At 71.1% G+C, this 18,232-nt stretch carries 17 protein-coding genes; 6 read left to right on the plus strand and 11 right to left on the minus strand.

The features are described from left to right. Nucleotides 1-103: 103 nt before the first annotated feature. A complete protein-coding gene (locus C516_RS0108195) occupies nucleotides 104-1,552 on the minus strand; it encodes an alkaline phosphatase D family protein (RefSeq protein ID WP_018717886.1) in 1,449 nt (482 codons plus the stop codon). Between the two features lie 32 nt (nucleotides 1,553-1,584). Continuing rightward, complete coding sequence (locus C516_RS0108200; protein WP_018717887.1) at nucleotides 1,585-2,625, minus strand: sodium:calcium antiporter; 1,041 nt, start codon at nucleotides 2,623-2,625, stop codon at nucleotides 1,585-1,587. Nucleotides 2,626-2,730: 105 nt separating this feature from the next. Here C516_RS0108200 and C516_RS0108205 point away from each other — a divergent pair, with 105 nt between their 5' ends. Then, entirely contained in the window at nucleotides 2,731-3,354 is a 624-nt protein-coding gene (locus C516_RS0108205) for a 2-hydroxychromene-2-carboxylate isomerase (protein ID WP_018717888.1), read from the plus strand. An 8-nt stretch (nucleotides 3,355-3,362) separates the two neighbouring features. Here the strand turns inward: C516_RS0108205 and C516_RS21615 are convergent, their stop codons facing one another. Genes C516_RS21615 through C516_RS0108220 form a run of 3 tightly spaced genes read right to left on the minus strand, consistent with a single transcriptional unit; the run spans nucleotide 3,363 to nucleotide 7,244 of the window. Beyond that, a complete protein-coding gene (locus C516_RS21615) occupies nucleotides 3,363-3,491 on the minus strand; it encodes a hypothetical protein (protein ID WP_018717889.1) in 129 nt (42 codons plus the stop codon). A 2-nt stretch (nucleotides 3,492-3,493) separates the two neighbouring features. Continuing rightward, on the minus strand, nucleotides 3,494-6,322 hold the full coding sequence (locus tag C516_RS0108215; protein ID WP_018717890.1) for a Gldg family protein: 2,829 nt from the start codon (nucleotides 6,320-6,322) through the stop codon (nucleotides 3,494-3,496). A 1-nt stretch (nucleotide 6,323) separates the two neighbouring features. Then, nucleotides 6,324-7,244 carry an ABC transporter ATP-binding protein gene (locus C516_RS0108220; RefSeq protein ID WP_018717891.1) on the minus strand — a complete coding sequence of 307 codons (921 nt, stop codon included), beginning with the start codon at nucleotides 7,242-7,244 and terminating at the stop codon, nucleotides 6,324-6,326. A gap of 114 nt (nucleotides 7,245-7,358) precedes the next feature. On the opposite strand from C516_RS0108220, the gene C516_RS0108225 reads away from it, so the two are divergent. Further along, nucleotides 7,359-7,697: a tRNA-binding protein gene (locus C516_RS0108225; protein ID WP_026321031.1), complete on the plus strand. Its 339-nt coding sequence runs from the start codon at nucleotides 7,359-7,361 to the stop codon at nucleotides 7,695-7,697. 40 nt (nucleotides 7,698-7,737) lie between these two features. On the opposite strand, the gene C516_RS0108230 is transcribed toward C516_RS0108225, so the two are convergent. After that, a complete protein-coding gene (locus tag C516_RS0108230; protein WP_018717893.1) occupies nucleotides 7,738-9,090 on the minus strand; it encodes an alanine/glycine:cation symporter family protein in 1,353 nt (450 codons plus the stop codon). Between the two features lie 339 nt (nucleotides 9,091-9,429). Between C516_RS0108230 and C516_RS0108235 the strand changes: the two genes are divergently transcribed. From C516_RS0108235 to C516_RS19045, 3 genes are read left to right on the plus strand one after another with little or no spacing between them, the layout of a single operon-like run. After that, nucleotides 9,430-10,662, plus strand: coding sequence for an MFS transporter (locus C516_RS0108235; RefSeq protein ID WP_018717894.1), 1,233 nt, complete (start codon nucleotides 9,430-9,432; stop codon nucleotides 10,660-10,662). Further along, entirely contained in the window at nucleotides 10,659-11,243 is a 585-nt protein-coding gene (locus tag C516_RS0108240; protein ID WP_018717895.1) for a DUF2452 domain-containing protein, read from the plus strand. Before C516_RS0108235 ends, C516_RS0108240 begins: the two co-directional genes overlap by 4 nt. Then, nucleotides 11,224-11,637, plus strand: a complete 414-nt coding sequence (locus tag C516_RS19045; protein WP_084594132.1) for an NfeD family protein — start codon at nucleotides 11,224-11,226, stop codon at nucleotides 11,635-11,637. Before C516_RS0108240 ends, C516_RS19045 begins: the two co-directional genes overlap by 20 nt. On the opposite strand, the gene C516_RS0108250 is transcribed toward C516_RS19045, so the two are convergent. Further along, complete coding sequence (locus C516_RS0108250; RefSeq protein WP_018717897.1) at nucleotides 11,629-12,897, minus strand: MFS transporter; 1,269 nt, start codon at nucleotides 12,895-12,897, stop codon at nucleotides 11,629-11,631. The two genes, C516_RS19045 and C516_RS0108250, sit on opposite strands and share 9 nt — an antisense overlap. Nucleotides 12,898-13,124: 227 nt before the next feature. Here C516_RS0108250 and mltF point away from each other — a divergent pair, with 227 nt between their 5' ends. Beyond that, a complete protein-coding gene (mltF, locus tag C516_RS0108255) occupies nucleotides 13,125-14,528 on the plus strand; it encodes a membrane-bound lytic murein transglycosylase MltF (protein ID WP_018717898.1) in 1,404 nt (467 codons plus the stop codon). Nucleotides 14,529-14,550: 22 nt separating this feature from the next. Here mltF and C516_RS0108260 read toward each other — a convergent pair whose 3' ends face one another. The 4 genes from C516_RS0108260 to C516_RS0108275 all read right to left on the minus strand — a co-directional run bounded on the left by C516_RS0108260 (nucleotide 14,551) and on the right by C516_RS0108275 (nucleotide 18,207). Next, entirely contained in the window at nucleotides 14,551-15,027 is a 477-nt protein-coding gene (locus C516_RS0108260) for a peroxiredoxin (RefSeq protein ID WP_018717899.1), read from the minus strand. Between the two features lie 110 nt (nucleotides 15,028-15,137). Further along, a complete protein-coding gene (locus C516_RS0108265) occupies nucleotides 15,138-15,644 on the minus strand; it encodes a ferritin family protein (RefSeq protein ID WP_018717900.1) in 507 nt (168 codons plus the stop codon). Then, nucleotides 15,644-16,480 carry a 2-oxoacid:ferredoxin oxidoreductase subunit beta gene (locus tag C516_RS0108270; RefSeq protein WP_018717901.1) on the minus strand — a complete coding sequence of 279 codons (837 nt, stop codon included), beginning with the start codon at nucleotides 16,478-16,480 and terminating at the stop codon, nucleotides 15,644-15,646. Before C516_RS0108270 ends, C516_RS0108265 begins: the two co-directional genes overlap by 1 nt. Continuing rightward, entirely contained in the window at nucleotides 16,480-18,207 is a 1,728-nt protein-coding gene (locus tag C516_RS0108275) for a 2-oxoacid:acceptor oxidoreductase subunit alpha (RefSeq protein WP_018717902.1), read from the minus strand. Before C516_RS0108275 ends, C516_RS0108270 begins: the two co-directional genes overlap by 1 nt. Between the last annotated feature and the right edge of the window lie 25 nt (nucleotides 18,208-18,232).

Raw genomic sequence — 18,232 nt, forward strand, 5'->3', positions numbered from 1 at the left:
AACCAGCAGCATTCCCGTGCCCCACGGTGTGTCTTCGCGGGTTACCCCCACCCGCAGCGGACAGGGTAGGCCCGCCGGCTGTGGTGGTCCAGCGCCGGAAGGGTCAGGATAGCGCCAGGGCCGGCGTGGGACCCTGATTCTCGAGTTCCCACCAGGCTCGCCACCGTCCGGCGAGCCGTTCGAGCACCAGGTAGTTGCGCTCGGCGGTGTAGATCCCGCGCCGGCCCGGTAGCGGGTGGAGCCGGATCGGGTGGTCGGGCAGCGGCGCCTCGCCGGTGCGGGCGAGCGCGCCGAGGGCCGCCGCGTAGGTGCGGGGAGGCGGCGGGTGGGCGATGCCGGAGGCGACGAGCTGGTGCAGCGAGCCGGTGGCGGTATCGAGGGTGGCACGGGTGGCAAGGTGGATCTCGCCGGAGAGCACGGTCACCGGCGTTCCCCCGCGCTCGCTCGCCGCAACGAGGGCGCCCAGGAACCGCCGCCACTCCTCGCGGTGGGCGCGGCTCTGCCACTGGTCGCGCAGGTCGTCCTCGTATTTCTGCATCCGCGGGACGAGGTGCAGCAGCGCCTCCACCCAGGACAGACGGGGTCCCAGTGCCGGGACGCTGGAGAGCACCATCACGCGGTCGTCGCCGGTGTCGGCGAGGGCGCCGCGGAACGCGGCCCAGCCCGGCTCGCCCATGACCCGGTCCGGCCGGCGCTCCGAACGCAGGTCCGGGGCGATGAGGCGCAGCCCGGGCAGTGTCAGCGCCCAGGTGAGGGTGTCCCCGGCGGGGTCGCGGCATATCGGCGGCAGTGCGGCGTCCGTGGTGCCGAGCTGGAAGCACAGGAACATCTCGCGGGCGACGGCGAAGACTCGGCGGCCCACCGGATCGTCCAGCATCGCCGCGGGCAGCGACCCCCAGCCGTCGCAGATGTCATGGTCGTCCCACATCGCGAGCGACGGCACCCGGGCCATGAGCCGGGCGGGGCCCGAGTGGCTGAAGATCTCCAGGTAGCGCGTGAACAGGAACGCCCGCAGGGCCTCTGTGACCGCCTCGCCCTCGCCGGGGGCCAGTGACCCGCGGCGGCCGTCGGCCCAGGCCGTCAGTGCCGGGTGCTCGTCGAGCATCTCGTCGGCGTAGAGCTGGTCGCCGCCGTGGAGCAGGAGCTGGAATGGCCGTTCCGCGTGCGCCCGGGCGAGGCGTTGCCACAGGCGGTTGCGCTCGCCAAGCTCGCGTGCCCGGTCGCCGGCCTCCTGGCCGTTGCAGGAGACGTAGGCGAGGCGGATGTCGCCGTCGAGGGCGGCGTTCACGTCGTACCACGTTCCGCCGAAGCGGTAGCCGGTGTCGGCGCGGGCCGGCAGCGAGAAGCGGTAGGCCAGCACCGCACGGCCGTCCCGGTGCATCAGCGTCTCCGGCGTGACTTCGTCGTCGCCGCCGGTCAGTGTCGGTGCCCCCCGGTCCGCGGGGATTACGGCCAGGGCGGTGAGGTGCAGCCGCGCGCTATGGAAGTCGCGCACGAACAGGATCGGCCCGGCCTCCACGGCCGTGGCGGCGGTGTCCTCGGGGCTGTTCATCGCGGCCGCGGTTCCTCCCTTGGCTGCGGGGGTCAGGCCGGCGCCGTCGGGGGCAGGCTCGGTACCAGGTCGATCGTGCCGAAACTCTCCAGCGTGATCCAGACCAGGAGCACCGCGTAGGCGCCAAGCAGGGCCACGGACTCGTGCCGGCTCAAGACCATCCGGGTGCGCATGAGCAGAAACAGCAGCACCGTGGCACCGGTCAGGATGCCCATCAGCGGCGCGGCGACGGAGAAATTGATCACCGCCGCGCCGCCGAGCAGGATCCCGGCCGGGATGCACACCAGCAGGTCGAAGATGTTGCTGCCGAGGACGTTGGCGATGCTGGTGACCCCGCGCCCGGCGCGGGCGGCGCGCACGGAGACGAAGGCGTCCGGCACGGAGGTGCCGGCGGCGACCACCGTCATGCCCCAGAGGAAGCTGGGCGTGCCGAAGTATTCGCCGAAGTGCAGTGCGGCCTGCACCAGCGCCTCCACGCCGGCGACCGTGATCGCGAGCGACACTCCGAGCAGTGCCCACTCGCGCCCGGGGCGGATGTGCGAGGCGTCTACCTCGGAGCTGTACTCCAGGGTGTCCTGGTACTGCACGAAGATGTAGAGCGCGTATACCGCGAGCGGGATCAGCGCCAGGCTGCGCGTCATCGAGCCGCTGATGGCGCCGGCGGTGGCCTCCACCGGGTGGTAGATCACCGCGAAGGAGAAGCTCAGGGTCAGCACCGCGACCGCGATCATGTAGAACTGCGCCTCCTTGTAGACGAGGTCGCGGTTTGCGTGGAGCTGGCGCTTGCCCGAGAGCCCGCAGACGGCGGGGATGACCAGGATATTGAACAGTGCCGAGCCGACGATGGCGGAGACACCCAGCTCGAACTCGCCATGCACGAGCGTGGAGATCACGGTGGTGGAGAGCTCCGGGAAGCTCGAGCCGATGGCCACGACGATGGCGCCCTGGACGATCTCCGGCAGCCTGTAGTAGGCGGACAGCCGTTCGGCGGCGCGCTCCAGCAGGCCGCTGCCCTTCCAGATGACGCCGGTGGCGATCAGGGCCACGGCGCTCCACAGCATCAGTGTGGTCAATGGCACTCCCGGTGGTGGCGACGCACGGCTGCGGCGCTGACGCTACACTCGCGGTGGGCCGGGGTAAAGCGCCCGAACGTGAACAGCCGCAACCGGGAGGGGCCGATGGGCACGGCACTGGACTGGTACTTCGATGTCGTCTCGCCGTTCTCCTGGTTCGCGCTGCAGCGCCTGGACGCGCTGCCCTCGGAGCCGGCGCTGCACCCGGTGGTGCTCGGCGCCGTCCTCTCGCACTGGGGGCAGAAGGGGCCGGCGGAGATCCCGGGCAAGCGGCTGTGGACCTACCGGGTGTGCGTGCGCTACGCCCAGACCCACGGCATACCGCTGCGTTTCCCGGCGGCGCACCCGTTCAACCCGGTGCCCTACCTGCGCCTGGCCGTCGCCGCCGGGTGCGGACGCCGGGTGGTCCATCACGTCTTCGAGTACCTCTGGACCACCGGTGTCGATCCGCGCACGGAGGCGGCCGTGGCCGGGGCCGCCGAGCGGCTCGGGGTGTCGGTGGACGCGGCCGGCGAGGCGTCCGTGCGTGCCCGGCTGCGGAGTGAGACCGCGGCCGCCATCGAGCGCGGTGTCTTCGGCGTGCCCACACTGGCGGTGGGCGACGAGCTGTTCTGGGGCAACGACGGCATGGATTTCGCGCTGGCCTACCTCGCGGAGCCGGCGGTGCTCGACACCGCGGAGATGCGGCGGGTGGCGGCCTTGCCGGACGGGCTCGCCGACCGCGGCTGACCCCGGCGTTATTCCGTGTCGGTGGGCGGGTCCGGGGCGATCGGCGTCGCCGCCGTCGGGGCGGTGGCCCGGACGGCGGCGGTCACGGCGATCTGGACGGCGAGCAGCGCGGCGAGCGCGAGGATCAGGCGGCGCATCGTTATCCCTCCTCCGTGAGTATCCGGCGCAGGCGGCGGCGCCGGCGCCAGGCCGCGGCGCGCTGGACGACGAGCACCAGCAGCAGGCCGGCCAGCGCGGCCGCGTAGTTGCCGTACTCCACTAGCCGGCGGGTCTCGTCGCTCATCGGCCGGAGCAGCCGCGAGAAGCGGTTGCGCCCGCGCAGGGCGATCAGCGCCGGGTCCGCCAGCGAGGCCTCGACCAGGTTCTGCGCCATCGTCACCGGCTGCAGGTACTGGGTCTCCATGCTCCGCGCCATGATGTCCAGTGCGGAGTCGGTGAGGAAATTGCTTCCGCCGAACACGACCAGCCGCGTGCCCGCCGGTGAGTGGTCGATCAGCGGTGTGGCCCCGGCCGCGCCGTTGTCGTCCGGCCCCGGGGCGGGAGGATCGTCGAAGGCGGAGGTGAAGCGTCCCTGCAGCATGATCCCGAGGGTGCGCCGGCCGCGGTCCCGGGGCTGGGGGAAGCCGAGCAGCGGGTGGGCGTCGTAGTCCGGCAGCAGCGCGCGCTCGCCGCTGGTCCATGCCCGTGAGGAGCTCTGTACCAGCGGTGTGACGGAGAGTCCGCGGGCCTTCGCCGTGTCCACGTGGACCGGTGCGCTCCAGGCCATGGTGACCTGTCGGAGGTTGCCCAGCGCCGGCACGTCGGCGAGCCCGTCGCCGCGCACGTCGACGAACAGGGGGTAGTCCATGGTCCGCATGCTCACCTCGCCGTTGCGGCGCGAGGGCAGGGTGAGTGAGCCGCTCTGCGGGTCGAGGACGAAACGGTCGCTGACGGACACGCCGTTGTGCGCCAGCCACGCCGCCAGACCGGTGTCGCCGGGCTGCACGCTCAGTCCGTCCTTGGCGCTGACCAGTACCGGGCGGCGCGAGCCGGCGACGATCACCGTACCGCCGGTCATCAGGAACTGGTCGATGGCGAAGCGCTGGCGTTCGTCCAGGCCCCGCGGGGAGAGCACCAGCAGCAGATCGGTGCCGGTGGGCACGCGACCGTCGCGCAGGTCCGTGCGTGCGACCGTGGCGTGCTGCTCCAGGCGCTGGAGCAGGGTGCGGTAGGTCCGCCCGCCGGTACCGAGGCGCGCGCGCAGGCCCCTGGGCGGCCGGTAGACGGCGATGGTGCGCTGCTGGCGCGCGTCGAAGCGCCGGATGCCGGACTCGATCGCCTTGCGCAGGGTGTCGGGCTCGAGGTCCCGGGGCAGGTCGACGGTGACCGTGCGCCCGTTCTGCTCCAGGACCATGTAGAAATAGAAGCTGTTGTCGCGGTTGGCCCGGGTGGTCATCGCGCGGAAGCCGTACTCGTCCCGGAGGCGGCGGGCGAGGGTGCCGTCGCCGGCCTGCGGATTGTCGAAGGACACGCGCAGCCGTCCGTCCGAGCGCCTGCGCAGGTCCGCGAGGATATCCTCGAGCGACCCCCGCAGCGTCGCCAGGGGGCCGGGCAATCCGGCCGCCGGCGAGACATAGCCGTGGAAAGTGACCGGCGCGTCGAGTCCGGTGAAGGGATTGCCGTTGTGGCGGGCCCGCCGTCGGACCTTGCGGATCGCCGAGGTCAGTGCGTACTCCGGGTTGCGCAGGGTCACGCGCACATCGCCGCCGCGCCCGCCCTTGATCGCCACCAGGTCGTGGTAGTCGAGGACCACGTGCTCGCCGCCGTAGCGCACGAGCACGTGGAAGTAGGCGCTCACCACCGAGGACTCGTAGCGATTCGCGCTCTTGAGCGACACCGGCTCGATGCCATAGTCCTCGCGGATGCGCCGGGCGAGGGACGCGTTTGTCTGCGGGTCCACGGTGTCGACACTGACCCGCACGTCGCCGGCGCGGGCGTACTCGTCGAGGAGGTCGCGGAGCTGCGGAACCAGGGGCGCGAGCAGCGGGTGGGTCCGGCCGCTGAAGTAGCCGCGGATCACCAGCGGTCCGTCGAGGCCCGCGAGCTGGTCGCGGCTCGCCGCGGAGAGGGTGTAGCGATGCCCCGCGGTGAGGTCCGCCCGCGCGGTGGCGACGGGCTGCAGCCAGGCGTTGGCGATCAGGCAGTTGGCGGCGATCAGCGCGGTGACCGCGTACCACGCCCCGGCCCGGCGCCGGGAACCGCCGGCCCCGGCCCAGCGCAGCCGCTCGATGCCGAGGACGTTCAGCGCCAGGAAGGTGGCGGTGAGGCTGAGGTAGTAGTAGAGGTCACGCAGGTCAAGCACGCCCCGGCTGATGGCCTCGAACCGCGCGCCCGTGCCGATCAGTCGCATGGCGGCGGCGGTCGGCGCGGGGAACAGGGCGGTCAGCCAGTCGCTGCCGACGAGGTAGAAGCCGCCGGTGAGCAGCACGGTGGCGATCAGCGCGACCATCGGGTTGTCGGTGCGTGCCGAGACGAACAGCCCCATGGCGAGGTAGGCGGCGGCCAGGGCCAGGGTGGCGACGTAGCCGCCGATAACCGGCCCCGGGTCCAGGGGGCCGAGCCATGCCACCGTCACCGCCAGCGGCAGGGTCAGCGCCAGCGCGGTGGCGACCAGCAGCAGCGCTGCCAGGAACTTGCCGGCGACCAGTGCCGGACTCGCCACCGGGGTGCCGAGCAGGACCTCCATGGTCCCCGCGCGGCGCTCCTCACTCCACGCGCGCATGGTCACCGCGGCGACCAGCGCGATCAGCAGCAGCGGCATCCACTCGAACAGTGGCCGGAGGTCGGCGATGCCCCGGGCGAAGAAGGCCTCGACCCAGAAGACCACGAACAGGCTGACGGCGAGGAACGCGCCGATGAACAGGTAGGCGGCGGAGGCCCCGAAGAGCAGCCCCGCCTCGCGTCGGAAGATCTGCCGGATTCCACGCATGTCAGGCCTCGTTCTCCGTCTCGGCGAACATCGCCTCCAGGTCCTGGCGCCGGGGTTCCATGGCGTGCAGGCCAATGGCGTGCTCGTGCAGTCGGCGGGCGAGGGCCGGGGCGAGGGCGCCGGGGGTCCCGCTGTCGATGGCGAAGCGGTGCAGGCCCTCCGGTGCCGGCAGCGGCGTCACCTCGCCGAGGCCGTCGAGACCGGCCAGCGCCGCGCGCAGCCTCTCCGCCCCGGTGTCGACGGTGAGCGCCAGTCCCGTGGGCCGGTCCAGGCTGTCCAGGGGGGCGTCCAGTGCCACGCGGCCGCGGCGCAGCAGCAGCACCCGGCCGCAGACCGCGCGCACCTCCTGGAGGATGTGCGTGGACACCAGCACCGTTGCATCTTCTGCCAGCGTGCGGATGAGCGTGCGCATACCACGGATCTGGGCGGGGTCCAGGCCGTTGGTGGGCTCGTCCAGGATCACGACGGCCGGCTCGTGGATGATGGCGGCGGCGACGCCCACGCGCTGACGATACCCCCGGGACAGGGTGGCGATGGTCTGGGCGGCGCGCCCGGCGAGGTCGGTGCTCGCCAGCGCGCGCCGCAGCGCCGCCGGTCGGCTACGGCGTGCAACCCCCTGGAGGGCGGCACGCTGGTCGAGATAGTCGGCGACCCTCATCTCCGGGTAGACGGGGCAGTTCTCCGGCAGGTAGCCGATACGGCGCTGCAGCGCCCGCCGGTGCCGGTCCATCGCCGCACCGCCGATGATTACCTGCCCGGCGCTGGGATCGAGCGCGCCGGCCAGCATCTTCATTACCGTGCTCTTGCCCGCCCCGTTGCGCCCGAGCAGGCCCACGACCTCGCCGCGGCCGATGCGGAAGGACACGTCCTCAACGGCGGTGACACCGGCATAGCGCCGGGTCAGCTGCTGGCTCTCGATCATGCCGACTCCCTGTGGCGTTGTGACGGCACGGCGTGCCGCCGGCGGGTATAGTGTGCCCCCGCGGGGCACTCCGCCAAGTGGCCGCGCTCAGCAACAACGCGACGGGGAGGAATGATGGAGACGATCACGTTCGACGATTTCATGAAGGTGGAGCTGCGTGTGGGCCGGGTGGTCTCGGCGGAGCCGTTCCCCGAGGCGCGCCGGCCCGCCTATATCCTGCACGTGGACTTCGGCCCTGAGATCGGGCAGCGCAAGTCCAGCGCCCAGATCACCGCGCACTACACGCCGGAGTCGCTGGTCGGGCGGCAGGTGGTGGCGGTGGTGAACTTCCCGTCCAAACAGATCGGCCCGATCCGCTCGGAGTGCCTGGTCACCGGTTTCCATGACGACGACGGCGAGGTCGTGCTGTGCGTGCCCGACGGTGAGGTGCCGACGGGCACGCGGCTGCTGTGAGTTCCGTCCCGCCGGCACCGTGCCGGCGGGACGGAAGCCCCTACCGGCCGCTTTCCTCCCGGGCGAAGTAGTCGCGGGTGACCGCGAAGATCGTCCCGGAGAGCGCGAGCAGCGCAATCAGGTTGGGGATGGCCATCAGCGCGTTGAGCACGTCGGCGATCAGCCAGACGATGCCGAGCTTGGCCACCGCGCCGACGAACAGCAGCACCACCCAGAGGTAGCGGTAGGGCATGATGGCCTTCACGCCGAAGAGGTACTCGGCGCAGCGCTCGCCGTAGTAGCTCCAGGCCACGATGGTGGTGAACGCGAAGATGATCAGCCCGAAGGTGACCACCCAGTTGCCGCCGGGCACGCCGTCGCCGAAGGCGACCGAGGTGAGCTCGGCGCCGCTGGTGCCGCTCTCCCAGGCGCCGGAGAGCACGATCACCAGCGCCGTCATGGTGCAGACGATGATGGTGTCGATGAAGGTACCGAGCATCGCCACCGTGCCCTGGCGCACCGGATCGTTGGTGCGCGCGGCGGCGTGGGCGATGGGGGCCGAGCCGAGGCCGGCCTCGTTGGAGAAGATGCCGCGGGCGACGCCGAAGCGGATCGCCGTCATCACCGCCGCGCCGGCGAAGCCGCCGGTCGCTGCCGTGCCGGTGAACGCGTCGCCGACGATGTGGGCGAGCGCCCCGGGCACCGCCTGGATGTTCACGACGATCACCACCAGGGCGCCGAGTATGTAGACCACGGCCATCAGCGGCACCAGCCGCTCGGCGAGGCCGGCGATGCGGCGCACGCCGCCGATGATCACGAAGAACACCAGCACCGAGAGCACCAGCCCGGTGACCCAGGTGGGCACATAGAGGTTGGCCTCCATCACGTCGGCGACGGCGTTGGACTGCACGGTGTTGCCGATGCCGAAGGCCGCGACCATGGCGAAGAGCGCGAACAGCGCGCCGAGCCAGCCCCACTTCGCACCCATGCCGTTGCGGATGTAGTACATGGGCCCGCCGACGTAGCGGCCCTCCTCGTCGACCTCGCGGTACTTCACCGCCAGGACCGCCTCGCCGTACTTCGTGGCCATGCCCACCAGCGCGGTGATCCACATCCAGAAGACCGCGCCCGGGCCGCCGACGGCGATCGCTGTGGCGACGCCGCCGATGTTGCCGGTCCCCACGGTGGCGGACAGCGCGGTGGACAGGGCCTGGAACGGCGTGATCTCGCCCTTGTCCGCCTCCACGACGCGGCGGCCGCTCATGAGCTGGCGGAAGCCGTAGCCGATGCGCCGGATCGGCATCGCGCGCAGACCGATGGTGAGGTAGAGGCCCGTGCCCAGCAGCAGGATGAGCATGACGGGGCCCCAGACGAAGTCGCTTACGGAACCCAGCATCTCGCTAAGCGTTTCCATGAATGTCTCCAGAGCGCGTTCTTGTTCGGTGATCTTTCCCCGTTCCGGCGGCGTGGTCCGCCGCCAGCGTGAGAGTCTCGCGCCCGTGCGCCCGCGGTGCAATGGGGGGCCGAGTTGCCCCGGCCGACGCGCTCGCGCACCATGACGAACCGGCTATCGATATTGCCCCCCTCAGCGATCCCGTTGGCGGTCGTGTCCGGTTCGCCTGGCACGGGAATGCCCGCGACAACGCCCCCGTGCCCTGCCGGCAAGGTGGGCGGAGACGCCCCGGGGCCGGTGTGTGGTGACGGCCGTGGGCTGGTAATCCGTCCGCTGAATTTGCCCGGAGGAGGCTGCTGCATGCATCCGTACCGCAACCTCACGCTGCTCGCGCTCTGCCAGGCCGTGTTGATGACGGGCACGTCGCTGCTGGTGTCCACCTCGGCGCTGGTGGGCTCGGCACTCGCCGACTCGCCGGTGCTCGCCACGGTGCCCCTGGGATTGCAGTTCCTGGCGATGACCGTCGCCACCGTGCCGGTGTCGCTGTTCATGCAGCGCCATGGCCGGCGCGCGGGCTTTATGGCGGGGATGACCCTGGGGCTCGCCGGTGTGGCGCTGGCCACGGTCGCGATCCTGGAGTGGCAGTACTGGCTGTTCTGCGTAGCGGCGGTGCTGCTCGGCGCCTTCAACGGCTCCGGGCAGTTCTATCGCTTCGCCGCCGCCGACGTGGCCCCGCCGGAGCGCAAGGGCCGGGCGATCTCGCTGGTGCTCGCCGGCGGTATCGCTGCGGGCTTCCTCGGTCCGAACCTGGGGGCGTGGACGCGGACTCTGCTCGGTGCGGACTTCGCCGGCAGCTACATGGTGCTCGGCGGTGTCTACCTCGTCGGCCTGCTCGCCATCGCCGGGCTGCGGATCCCGTTGCCGCCGCCCCGGGCCCGGGGCCACAGCGGCCGGGGGCTGGCGGCGATCGCCCGTCAGCCGCGGTTCGTGCTCGCCGTGGCCACCGCCGCGGTGGGCTACGGCGTGATGAACCTGGTCATGGTCGCCACACCGCTGGCGATGCGGGCCCAGGCACACCTGTTTCCGGATACCGCCTTCGTGATCCAGTGGCACGTGCTCGCGATGTTCGTACCCTCGTTCTTCACCGGCGAGGTCATCCGCCGGCTGGGGCTGCTCAAGGTGATGGCCCTGGGCGTGGTACTGATGGCCGTCTGCGTGGGCATCAACGTCAGCGGCACCGGCGTGTGGCATTACTGGGCGGCGCTGGTCTGTCTGGGCGTGGGCTGGAACTTCATGTTCATCGGCGGCACCACCCTGCTCACCGAGACCTACACCGAGGCGGAGAAGGGCCGGGCCCAGGCCTGCAACGACTTCATCGTCTTCGCCACGGTGACGCTCACGGCGCTGTCCGCCGGCTCGCTGCTGGACGGGGTGGGCTGGTCGACGCTTAACCTGAGCGTCCTGCCGTTCCTCGCTGCGGTGCTCGCCGGCATCGGCATCGTCGCCGGTGCGCCGACCATGACAGCCCGCAACGGCTCGCGTAAGGTAAGCCCGGAGTCTGGCGACAACCCATTGAAATCCGGGAACCCATGAGCAAGAACCCGAATCCCCAGGGCAAGGGCGGGGCGCCGGTTCTCGCCACCCTAGAGGCGCAGCGTGCGGCGGTGGCGGCGGTGCCGCCGAAGCACATCGAGCAGGTGTCCACGGAGCTGTTCACCTCGCTGTTCGTGCTCGAGAGCGACTTCCGCTTCCGGCCCGTGCCCGGCAAGCGCTACTACCTCTACCGCAAGCCCGAGCGTTACTGGCTCTCCATGATCCCGCCGCAGGAGTGGGGCGGGGGCGAGGCGGTGACCGGGCGGTTCATCGGCGCCTGCGAGCTGCAGCCGGACATGACCTGGACGCTGGAGCTCGACGAGGCGGTGGCCGCGGACGACGCATTCATGAATGAACTCGCCGAGCGCCGGGCCGCCTTCGAGCGCCAGTTGGGCGATGTCGAGGCCGTGGACGACGTACTGCCCGTGCACGAGCGCCGCTTCACCTTCTACCGCCGCGCCTTCGCCTTCGCCCTGGCGCACTCGCTGGGCCGTTCGATGGAGCAGTCGGGGATCGCGGGGCTGTCCTACGAGGAGGCCCAGGGCCGGCTCGCCCACGAGAGTGGCGAGGCGGATCGCTGACGGTACTGCGGTGCGCCGGTCGCTGCCGCTCCGCTACGCCCTCATCCAGCTCCCGGAGCTCGCGCTGGTCGCGGTGCTGCTCGTGCTCGCCGTGCGTGCGGGCTGGTTCGCCGCGAATACAGCGGCCGTGGTGGCGGGACTGTGGCTGATCAAGGAGATCGCGCTCTATCCGCTCTACCGCCATGCGCTCCGCGACGACGCCCCCACAGGCGGCGCCGCGCTCACCGGCCAGCGCGCGGTGGCGCGCACCGAGCTCGCACCGCACGGCTGGGTGAGCGTGCGCGGCGAGCGCTGGCGGGCCCGCGCAGTGGACGGGGGGTGCATTGCCGCGGGGACGGCGGTCGAGGTGGTTGCCGCGGACGGCCTGACGCTCACCGTGCGCCGGTCAGGGTAGCGGCTCGCGGCTGCCGTCGGGCATGGAGATCATCACCGCCAGCGCGACCAGCGAGACCGCGGCGAGGAAGCCGGCGGGGGCGCTCGCCAGCCCGGTGGCCTCGATCAGCCACGTCGCGATCATGGGCGTGGCGCCGCCGACGACGCCCAGGCCGAGATTGTAGGCCACGGAGTAGCCGGACAGGCGGTCGGTGGCGGGAAAGAGCTCGACGAACATCGCCGGTGCGGAGCCGAGGGGGACGGCGAGCAGGATCACCAGCGTGAACTGCACGGTGACGGCGCCCCAGACGCCGTCCCGGGCGAGCCAGCCGTAGAGTGGCAGGGCAACGGTGGTCATCACCGCCATGGCCGCGGTGATGAAGTGTGTGCGCCGTAGCAGATGGTCGCCGATCCAGCCGGAGACCGGGATCAGCACCAGCAGCAGCGCCGTCGCCGCGGTATTGATGCGCAGCGCCTCGGCGAGGGGCATGCCGGTCTGGTCGTGCAGCCACTCCGGCAGGTAGACCAGCGGCAGATAGAAGAGCACTCCGTAGGCCGAGGCAAACAGCACCGCCTGTATCATCTGCCGGCGGTTGGCGGTGAACGCCTCCAGCAGCGGTGAGGTGTCCTCGCGCTCGCGGTGGTGGCGCTGAAAGTGTTCCGAGCGGGGCAGGTGGCGGCGCAGCACGATGGCCGCGGTGCCGAGCACGCCGCCGAACAGGAACGGCAGCCGCCAGCCCCAGGCCAGCACCGTCTCGTGGGCGAGCACCGTGGTCACCAGGGCGGCGACGCCGGCGCCGAGGAGCATGCCGAACATGCTGCCGGTGTTGGCCCAGCTCCCTGCAAAGCCCCGGCGCCCGGGGTCGGCGGTCTCCACGAGATAGGTCACGGAGCTGCTGAACTCGCCGCCCACGGACAGTCCCTGCACGATGCGCACGAGCACCAGCAGCACCGGCGCCCACAGGCCGATAGTCTCGAACGTGGGCAGGCAGCCGAGCAGCAGCGTCGGCAGCGCCATCATCATCACCGACACCAGCATGGTACGGCTGCGCCCGATGGTATCGCCGAGCCAGCCGAATACCCCGGAGCCCAGCGGCCGCATGATGAAACCGGCGGCGAACACCCCGTAGGTGGCGATCAGCGAGGCGGTGGGGTTGTCGCCCGGGAAGAACAGTCCGGCGAGGATGCCGGCCATGTAGCCGTACAGGGCGAAGTCGTACCACTCGACGACGTTACCGATGAAGCCGGCGAGCAGGGCGGTGTGGCGCTGGCCGATCTCCATGCGGGTCTGTCTCCTCGTGTCCTCAGGTTCTTGTGGTGCCGGGCAGACCGCGGATTCTACACGCGAGGGGCGGGCCTGTGGGGACTGGTACACTGGCGCTGAACCGTGTGTTCCATCCCCGTCCCGGCGCATTCGCGTGCCCGCGGCAGCCGCCGCTGGACTCGCGGTGGGGCGGCAGGACTCATGGCTGGTTGTAATGGTTGTCCGGTGACCGAGGGGGTGACGCCATGACGGGCTTCCGCGGCGGCGCTCTGGCCGCAGCCCTGCTGTTCGCACTACTGCTGGCGGTGACCCTGCCGCTGTCCGGCCAGGGGAGTGGACCGCGCAGCCTCGCGGCGATCCGGGCTTCCGGTGAGCTGGTGGTGCTCACGCGCAATGCGCCCACCACCTACTACATCGGCCGTGACGGCCGGCCCACCGGCCCGGAGCACGATCTGGTCGAGGCGTTCGCCGAGCACCTGGGCGTGTCCGTGCGCTACCGCGTTGCGCCCACCGTGGATGCGGTGATCGAGGGTATGGCCGCCGGCGGGGCGGACCTGGCCGCGGCGGGGCTGACCATCACCGGGCCACGCCGGGAGCGTTTCCGTTTCGGTCCGCCCTACCAGCCGGTGACCCAGCAGGTGGTCTGCCGGCGGGACAATGTCCAGCCGGAGTCCGTTGCGGATCTGGCCGGGCTGGACCTGGTGGTGATCGCCAACAGCAGCTACGTCCAGCGGCTGCGGGCGCTCAAGGCCGATGGCCACCCGGATCTGGACTGGCGCACCACCGAAGCGGTGGACACCGAGACGCTGCTGGCCCGGGTCTGGCGCCGGGAGATCGACTGTACGGTGGCGGACTCCAATATCGTCGACATCAACCGCCGCTACTACCCGGAGCTGATCGCGCCGTTCAACCTCAGCCGCGAGCAGCACCTGGGCTGGCTGATGCCCGCCGGCGCCGAAGCCCTGGACCAGGCCGTCAGCGACTGGCTCGACGACTTCCGGGCGCAGGAGGGCCTGGCGCTGATCCGCGACCGCTACTACGGGTTCTTCCAGGTCTTCGACTATGTGGATATCGCCCGCTATGTGCGTCGCATCGACGAGCGGTATCCGCGGTTCCGGGCGTTCTTCCGCGAGGCCGCCGAGCGCTATGACCTGCCGCCGCTGCTCCTCGCCGCCCAGGCCTACCAGGAATCCCACTGGCGTGCGGACGCCCGCAGCCCCACGGGCGTGCGCGGGATCATGATGCTGACGCGCTCCACGGCGCGGGCGATGGGTGTGAAGGACCGGCTGGACCCGGAGCAGAGCATCATGGGCGGTGCGAAGTATCTGGCGCGGATGAAGACGCGCTTCGATGACGGGGTCGAGGAGCCGGATCGCACGTGGCTGGCCCTGGCGGCCTACAACGTCGGTCGGGGGCACGTCCACGACGCCCAGGTGCTCGCCCGTCAGCGTGGACTGGATCCCCACCGCTGGCACGACATCAAGCAGGTGCTCCCGCTGCTTGCGGACAAGCGCTACTACCGGGATCTGAATCACGGCTACGCGCGGGGCACGGAGCCGGTGCGTTACGTGGGCCGGATCCGCGAATACCTGCACGTGCTCCGTGCACGCCTGACGGACGGGAACGGGATGGGGCCGGGGGCCGGCTGAAGGCCCCCGGTGCCGGGCCGCCTCAGAGCTTCTGGAGGACCGTCTCGGCGCTGCTCGCGTCGACGCCCTTGGGGTCGACGCCGATATACTCCACCACGCCGTCGTTGGCGACGAGTGCGAAGCGCTTGCAGCGCGTGCCCATGCCCATGGCGCTCACGTCCATGTCCAGGCCGAGGGCGTGGGTGAACTCCGCGTTGCCGTCGGCGACCATGGTGATGCGCTCGGCGTTCTGGTCCTTCTGCCAGGCATCCATGACGAAGGCGTCGTTCACCGCCATGCACGCGATGGTGTCCACGCCCTTGGAGAGGATCTCGTCGGCGTGAACCACGAAGCCGGGCATGTGGGTGTTGGAGCAGCCCGGGGTGAACGCGCCGGGAACCCCGAAGAGCACGACGCGCTTGCCCTTGAACAGCTCGTCGGTGGAGATGTCCGCGGGGCCGTCGGGTCCGTTGGTCTTGAGCGTGGCCCGCGGCAGGGTGTCACCGATTGCGATGGTCATGGTCGTCTCCCGGTCGGGTGGTGGGTGTGTCCCGCTACACTACTAACCCGATCCCGGTGGACGCTACCTCGTCGCGCGCCGTGTGGTGCGCGACGCGCCGATGCCCGCACTCAGTCCACGGATACCGGCGGGTCCATGTCGTCGTCCCAGCCCGCGTCGGGTTCGGGATACAGTGCCATCCAGCTCTCCAGCTCCGCGGCGTGTTCCGACTCCTCGGCGGCGAACTCGGCGGCGAGGCCGCGCAGCGTCGCGTTACCGGTGTTCCGGGCGCAGTGGTCGTAGAAACGGTGGGCCGCGGTCTCCGCGGCATGGGCCAGGCGCAGGGCGTGGGCCGGCGTCATCAGATAGTGGCTCGCCGACATCTCCGCCGACTCCGGGCTCTCGTCGTCCGGCCACTGGTACTCCCAGGGCTTGAGCTGTGGCAGCCCGCCCTCGGACTCGGCGCGCTCGCGGGCCTCCGCCAGGTGCAGCCGCGAGAAGTGGGCCATCTTGCGGAACAGGTCCACCACGTCCGGATTGTTGTGGACCTCCAGCGCGTCGGCGAGCTCGTCGTAGCGCTGGGCGGCCTCGTCCTCCAGTGCGACGGCGTGGGCGAGGAACAGGGGCACAGATTCCATCACTGTTCTCCTGCGGCCAGGGCGAACTGCCCGGCGATGCGGTCGAGGTCCGCCGCTTCCGCCCGGTCGGGGGTGTAGGGCGGCGCGTCGCTGCGGTAGAGCAGGCCCTGGGTGAAGTTGTCGTCGTCCATGAGCTGGGCGAAGGCCGCACGGCGGTCCGAGGTGGTCTCGAAGCCTTCGTGGACGTGCTTCTTGTACTCCATCTGCTCGGGCCGGTAGGTGATGCAGGGGGAGAGCACCTGGATGAAGGAGAAGCCGGGGTGCTCGATGCCCTGGGCGATGAGGTGGGCAAGGCCGTTGGGGTCACCGGAGAAGCCCCGGGCGATGAAGCCCGCGCCGGCGCTGAGCGCCAGCTCCAGCGGCCGGAGCGCCGGGATATGCGTGCCCTCCGGGGTGAGCTTGCTGCCTTCCCAGTCCGCCTCCGTGGTCGGCGAGGCCTGGCCCTTGGTCATTCCGTAGACGGCATTGTCCATGACGACGTAGGTCAGGTTGGCGTTGCGGCGGCAGGCGTGCAGGAAGTGGTTGCCGCCGATGGAGAAGCCGTCGCCGTCACCACCCATGGCGAGCACGGTCAGCTCCGGGCGCGAGACCGCCAGTCCGGTGGCCACCGGCAGGGCCCGCCCGTGAACGCCGTGGAAGCCGTAGACCGCGGCGTACGCGGGCAGCCGCGCCGAGCAGCCGATCCCGGAGATGAAGGCCACCTCTTCCGGCGCCAGCGACAGCCCCGACAGCGCCTTGGTCATGGCGTTGAGGACACCGAAATCGCCGCAGCCGGGGCACCACACCGGCTTGACGCCGGACTTGAAATCCTTGGGCCTGAATTCGCACGTGCTCATCACGCCGCCTCCCGCTTCGCCAGCTCCCGCAGCTCGGTGACGATCTCGCCCGGGCGCATGGGCAGCGGCCCGGGCCGGTGGAACGCCACCAGCTCCGCGCTGATGTCGTAGTGGCCCCGCAGGTACGCGAGGAACTGTCCGCCGTGGTTCTGCTCGACCACCAGGGCCCGCTCCACCCCGGCCAGTGCCCGGGCCATGTCCGCCGGGCGTGTCGGCGCGAGCAGCCGTACGGAGATCAGCCGCACGTCGATCCCGTCGGCGGCGAGCCGGTCGACGGCCTCGCGTGCCGCCGCGGTGATCGACCCCCAGGTGATCACGGCGAGTACGCCGTCGCCCTCGATGTCCGCCCAGTAGTCGCCGTAGCCGTGGCGTTCCAGCTTGTCCCGGCGCTTGTCGAGCTGGGCCTGGTGGTGAGCGGCCTGGGACGAGGGGGTGCCGGTCTCGCCGTGTTCGAGGCCGTCGGCGGTGTAGGCGCCGCCGGGCATACCGGGCAGGCTCATGGGGGAGACGCCGTCCTCGGTGACGCGGTAGCGGCGGTAGTCGTTCGCCTCGCCTTCCGAGGGGGTGCGCCGCGCGGTATCGACGTCCCGCAGCGCCGGCTCGGGCACGATGGCGCGGCCCTGGCCCATGGCCTGGTCGCTGAGCACGAGCGCCGGTGTCTGCAGGGCCTCGCTCAGCGAGACCGCCCACTGGGTCGCGTTGATACAGTCCGTGACGCCGTTCGGCGCGACCACCAGGTGCGGCGCGTCGCCATGGAGGCCGTGGACCGCGATATCGAAATCCCCCTGCTCCGACTTGGTGGGGATGCCGGTGGACGGCCCGCCGCGCATGACGTCGACCACGACCATCGGCGTTTCCGAGGCCACGGCAAGCCCCAGCGTCTCGGTCATCAGTGCGAGCCCCGGACCCGAGGTGGCGGTAAGCGAGGGTGTGCCGCCGAAACTCGCGCCCACGCACATGTTCGCCGAGGCGAGCTCGTCCTCCGCCTGAACCAGACATCCGCCGACGCGCGGGAGCTGCGGTGACAGCCATTCAAGCACGTCAGTGGCGGGCGTGATGGGGTAGGCGGCAACGAAGCGTACACCACCGCGCAGTGCCCCCAGGCCCGTGGCCTCGTTACCGCTGATCAGCCAGCGCGGGGTGTGCGCGGCGGTCAGTGGCTCCGGCGTCTCACCGAGGGTGGCGGCCGCCTCCCGGCCTTCCTCCAGGCAGCGCAGGCCGCTGGTCACCGCCGCCTCGCCGCGGCGGGCGAGGGTCTGGTGTACGCGGGCCTCCAGGGGCTCCACCGGCAGGCCGGCGAGCGCGGCGAGCACACCGAGGGCGATCATGTTCACGCGTCCGCCCTCAATGCCCTTGGCCATCTGCTTGAGCGCCACCTCAGCGGTGCGTGGTCCCGCACCGGCTATGGGCGCCGGCAGGGGGCCGGCGTCCGGGTCGTGGAGCACGAGGGTGCTGGCGTCGATGGGTATCTCGGCGGCGAAGCGTTCGATGTTGCTCCAGTCGAAGGCGAGCACGAGGCGGTAGGTGTCCGGCGGGGCCTCCACCGGCCGGGATGACAGGCGCAGCAGCGCTGCGGCCTCGCCGCCGCGGATCTGCGGGCCGAAGGAACGGGTCATCAGGCCGTACCAGCCGGCGTCGCCGGCCGCGGAGAGCAGCAGCTGGCCGGCGGTCATCACGCCGGTGCCGCCACTGCCCATGATCGCCAGTGAGATGGAGCCGTCGGGCATGGGAGGAACTCGCTAGAGACGGGTG

The organism is Arhodomonas aquaeolei DSM 8974 (genome assembly GCF_000374645.1).
GTDB classification, from domain to species: Bacteria; Pseudomonadota; Gammaproteobacteria; order Nitrococcales; family Nitrococcaceae; genus Arhodomonas; species Arhodomonas aquaeolei.

Coding starts and splice junctions, on each gene's coding strand:
- C516_RS0108250 (WP_018717897.1), bottom strand. CDS start 12,897: ATGGAGATCGGCCAGCGCCACACCGCCCTGCTCGCCGGCTTCATCGGT.
- C516_RS0108275 (WP_018717902.1), bottom strand. CDS start 18,207: ATGCCCGACGGCTCCATCTCACTGGCGATCATGGGCAGTGGCGGCACC.
- C516_RS0108260 (WP_018717899.1), bottom strand. CDS start 15,027: ATGACCATCGCAATCGGTGACACCCTGCCGCGGGCCACGCTCAAGACC.
- C516_RS0108270 (WP_018717901.1), bottom strand. CDS start 16,480: ATGAGCACGTGCGAATTCAGGCCCAAGGATTTCAAGTCCGGCGTCAAG.
- C516_RS0108230 (WP_018717893.1), bottom strand. CDS start 9,090: ATGGAAACGCTTAGCGAGATGCTGGGTTCCGTAAGCGACTTCGTCTGG.
- C516_RS0108205 (WP_018717888.1), top strand. CDS start 2,731: ATGGGCACGGCACTGGACTGGTACTTCGATGTCGTCTCGCCGTTCTCC.
- mltF (WP_018717898.1), top strand. CDS start 13,125: ATGACGGGCTTCCGCGGCGGCGCTCTGGCCGCAGCCCTGCTGTTCGCA.
- C516_RS0108195 (WP_018717886.1), bottom strand. CDS start 1,552: ATGAACAGCCCCGAGGACACCGCCGCCACGGCCGTGGAGGCCGGGCCG.
- C516_RS0108240 (WP_018717895.1), top strand. CDS start 10,659: ATGAGCAAGAACCCGAATCCCCAGGGCAAGGGCGGGGCGCCGGTTCTC.
- C516_RS21615 (WP_018717889.1), bottom strand. CDS start 3,491: ATGCGCCGCCTGATCCTCGCGCTCGCCGCGCTGCTCGCCGTCCAGATC.
- C516_RS0108265 (WP_018717900.1), bottom strand. CDS start 15,644: ATGGAATCTGTGCCCCTGTTCCTCGCCCACGCCGTCGCACTGGAGGAC.
- C516_RS0108220 (WP_018717891.1), bottom strand. CDS start 7,244: ATGATCGAGAGCCAGCAGCTGACCCGGCGCTATGCCGGTGTCACCGCC.
- C516_RS0108235 (WP_018717894.1), top strand. CDS start 9,430: ATGCATCCGTACCGCAACCTCACGCTGCTCGCGCTCTGCCAGGCCGTG.
- C516_RS0108225 (WP_026321031.1), top strand. CDS start 7,359: ATGGAGACGATCACGTTCGACGATTTCATGAAGGTGGAGCTGCGTGTG.
- C516_RS0108215 (WP_018717890.1), bottom strand. CDS start 6,322: ATGCGTGGAATCCGGCAGATCTTCCGACGCGAGGCGGGGCTGCTCTTC.